The 3,840-nt window shown below is 43.4% G+C and carries 4 protein-coding genes and 1 pseudogene; all 5 read left to right on the top strand.

Annotated elements, in window-relative coordinates; genetic code table 11:
* A pseudogene (locus tag VF500_RS13280) lies at nt 1–649 on the top strand (glycoside hydrolase family 127 protein); the annotation flags it as partial.
* A 4-nt stretch (nt 650–653) separates the two neighbouring features.
* Nucleotides 654–2,480, top strand: coding sequence for a hypothetical protein (locus VF500_RS13275; RefSeq protein ID WP_330860130.1), 1,827 nt, complete (start codon nt 654–656; stop codon nt 2,478–2,480).
* Complete coding sequence (locus VF500_RS13270; RefSeq protein WP_330860129.1) at nt 2,477–2,860, top strand: SxtJ family membrane protein; 384 nt, start codon at nt 2,477–2,479, stop codon at nt 2,858–2,860. The genes VF500_RS13275 and VF500_RS13270 overlap by 4 nt, the downstream gene beginning before the upstream one ends.
* Nucleotides 2,861–2,870: 10 nt before the next feature.
* Nucleotides 2,871–3,020 carry a DUF5989 family protein gene (locus VF500_RS13265; protein WP_330860128.1) on the top strand — a complete coding sequence of 50 codons (150 nt, stop codon included), beginning with the start codon at nt 2,871–2,873 and terminating at the stop codon, nt 3,018–3,020.
* Nucleotides 3,021–3,024: 4 nt separating this feature from the next.
* The coding region (locus VF500_RS13260) for a carbamoyltransferase family protein (protein ID WP_330860127.1) at nt 3,025–3,840 on the top strand (816 nt) is incomplete at its 3' end.

Here is a 3,840-nt window from a genome sequence, read left to right as displayed (position 1 = left end):
CGCGGGTACCGCTAATATTGAGGTTGGTGGTAAAAAGGTGAGTATTGTGCAAAGCAATAACTACCCATGGAACGGTGCACTGTCATTCGCTGTAACTCCCGAAGCGCCTACCAATTTTGCTATGCGCATCCGGATCCCGGGTTGGGCAAGGGCGGAGGCAATCCCTTCTGATCTGTATGCTTTCCAGACTAAATCGGCAGCAAAGATCAGTCTTAAACTAAACGGTAAGGCTTTGGCTTATAAAGTTGAAAACGGCTACGCTGTAATTAACAGGCAATGGAAAAAAGGAGATAACCTTCAGTTAGATCTGCCCATGGAGGTTAAAAAGGTTGTTGCCAACCAGGCACTGGTTGATGATAAAGGTAAAACCGCCTTGCAACGCGGCCCTATTATGTATTGTGCCGAATGGAAAGATAATGGCGGCACGGTGAGCAATTTAGCCATACCGGCAAACGCAACATTTAAACCCGTTGTCGAAGCGAATCTGTTAAATGGTGTAACTGTTTTAAAAGGGCAGATCCTAAGTCAAACCAAAGGCGAAGCCGCTAAAAAGGTAGAGCTTACGGCCATTCCATATTATTCATGGGCTAACCGTGGCAAAGGCGAAATGACCGTTTGGTTTCCCGAGGTAAATGCCGCTGCTAAATAATTATATGAGGCCTCAGCAGATCTCCCGCAAAAAGTTAAGATGGTTCAGGGTAATAGCTATCAGTATCCCTGTGCTTATTTTATTGTTTGCCGAAGTATTGCTGAGGCTTTTCAATTACGGGCATGATACAAGCCTCTTTATCAAATACCCTGACGCCCCTAATTATTGGGTGATCAATAAATACGCATCCGAAAAGTATTTTACCGATATCACAAACGCTACCAAAGGAAGTATTGAGCCATTTAAGGTTGAAAAAGCAAGAAATACCTTCAGGATCTTTGTCCTTGGCGAATCGACAACAGCGGGTTACCCGTACCTGCATAACGGCTCCTTCCATCGCTGGCTGCAGTACAGGCTAATGCATACTTATTCCGATGTTAATTTCGAGGTGATCAATGTATCGCTAACGGCAGTAAACTCCTATACGGTACTTGATTTTGGTAAACAAGTGGTAAACTATCAGCCCGATGCGGTACTGGTTTATACCGGCCATAATGAATATTACGGCGCTTTGGGCATTGGTTCAACCAGCCATATTGCCAATAATCGATTTTTGGTGCAAACGGCACTTGCACTTAAAGAGCTGCGGTCGGTGCAGTTGGTTAATAACGTAATTTCCAGTCTAAAACCGGCATCATCCAATCTTGATCAGCGTGAAAACCTGATGAAACGGATGGCGCAACAGCAGGCTATACCTTATCAGTCGGAAGCATATAAAGCAGGGATAACGCAGTTCAGGAACAACATGACAGAATTGTGCCGGTTTATGCAGGATAAAAAGGTGCCTGTGTTTTTAAGCACGCTGGTGAGTAATGAAAAAGACCTGAAACCGTTTATCAGTGATCTTTCGGATACTTCGGCAAACCTGCAATACGCACAGGCAAATGATTCGCATCAATCCGGCAAGTATCTGCAGGCCAAGCAGGAGTATATCAAAGCTAAAGAACTGGATCTTTTACGCTTTCGGGCACCGGAAGCTTTGAATGGGATCATAACAGAGTTGGCTAAGCAATACAGCAATGTACATCTGGTGAACGCCCGTACTGTTTTTGAACAACATTCGCCAAACGGTATCCTTGGTAAAGAAACCCTGCTCGAGCATGTTCATCCTAATTTATTCGGCTATGCTTTGCTTTCGGAAGCTTTTTATCAATCCATAAAAAGCGCCGGATTAATCAAAGCACATGCAGGCCGGGAAATGAGTTTAACGGAGTTATTGAGCAGGATGCCCGTTACCAAAGTTGACTCGTTGTATGGGGCCTATACCATCATGATGCTGGAGACGGGTTGGCCATTCAATAAACCTATCCCCACGGGTTTTAAACGAGGGGATGATATAACCGCGCAACTGGCCGGGGCATTATCTGTAAACCGGATCAGCTGGCTTGATGCTATGGATCAGTTGTTTAAATACAGTATGAAAGCCGGCGATAAAAAAACAGCTTTGAAAGCTGTTGAAGCCGTTATGCTCGAAAAGCCTCAGAATACAACTTATCCTATTTATGCAGGCAGGTTAAGCTTTGAACTGGGTGACAGTGCCGATGCGGCTTTTTACTTTAAAAAAGCTTATGAGCTTGATCCATCTTTCGCCAACACGCAGAATATGTACCTGGTGTTTTTAAAAAACGATGAACCTGCAAAAGCGACACCTTACATTGATTCGGCCATACAGCAACATCCTTCAGATATTGAGTTGGTAAATTTAAAAACTATTGTAGCGGAGATCATTCGCCTTAAAACCATAGCCGGGAAAAAAGCCAATATGCAAATAGCAGCCGATTATCATGCCATAGGTGCCGACGAGGCCGCCATAAAATATAAACAGCAATGACGGGCAGGAGAATAAACCAAAAGTTTGGCCTTATTGTAGGCGGCGCATGTTTGTTGATAACAGTGTGGCGACAATTTGCTCATCATCACCTGATGATCTGGTTGCCTGCAATTGGTGCTTTGCTCATATTGTGTGCTGTGATTGTCCCTCAAATCTTAAACCCGCTACGGTTGCTTTGGGACAGGATAGGCCATGTTTTAGGGATTGTTAATACCTCCATCATTTTGTTTTTGCTTTACTTCCTCATCATCACACCGATAGGCTTGATTATGCGGTTGTTTGGTAAAAATAATCTTGATTTAAAATTTAACTCCGGCATACCCACTTACTGGAAGCCGGTAAAGAGAGCAGAACAAAGTTCAATGAAACAACAATTTTAGCAGCACAGCAATGGAAGTCATAGCAGAGTTTTTTATGTTCCTGAAATCGAGAAAACGGTTTTGGCTATGGCCATTGTTCGTCCTGCTGTTTTTATTAAGCCTGCTACTGGTTTTAGCGCAGGGCTCGGCATTGGCACCGTTTATTTACTCCTTGTTTTAGGTCAATGTATATCCTTGGGATTTCAGCTTATTTTCATGATAGTGCGGCCTGTTTGCTCAGTAATGATCACATTGTAGCAGCAGCACAGGAAGAACGCTTCACTCGCAAAAAGAACGATGAGAGCTTCCCGCTGAATGCTATAAAATACTGTTTGCTTGAAGCTGGAATCTCGTTAAATGAGGTAGAGCATATTGTTTTTTACGAAAAGCCATTCCTGAAATTTGAGCGTCTTTTAGAAACCTACCTGGCATTTGCACCTTCGGGTTTTATTTCATTTATGAAAGCCATTCCGCTTTGGCTTAAGGATAAACTGTTTTTGAAGAAAAACATCATTAAACAGCTCAAAACTATTGATGATAGCTGGGATGCAAAAAAGGCAAGCTTACTGTTTACAACGCACCATCAGTCGCATGCTGCTTCGGCTTTTTATCCGTCGCCATTTGATAAAGCCGTTATCCTTACTGCCGATGGCGTAGGGGAATGGACAACCACTTCTGTAGCAATTGGTACAGGCAATAAAATAGAGCAGGTTAAAGAGATCAGTTTTCCTCATTCTATTGGTTTGCTGTATTCGGCATTTACTTGTTACCTCGGCTTTAAGGTTAATTGCGATGAATATAAGGTAATGGGCCTGGCACCTTATGGCAAGCCGGTTTACGTCGATCTGATATTTAAACACCTTGTAGATTTAAAAGAAGATGGCTCATTCAGGCTGAACCTGCGGTATTTCAACTATTGCACAGGCCTTACCATGACGTCATCCCGGTTTGATAAGTTGTTCGGGCAGCCTGTGCGAAAGTCTGCTGAAGCGCTTACGCAA

The organism is Mucilaginibacter sp. (assembly GCF_036383575.1).
Classification (GTDB): Bacteria; Bacteroidota; Bacteroidia; order Sphingobacteriales; family Sphingobacteriaceae; genus Mucilaginibacter.
This window is presented reverse-complemented; position numbering and strand designations above follow the sequence as displayed.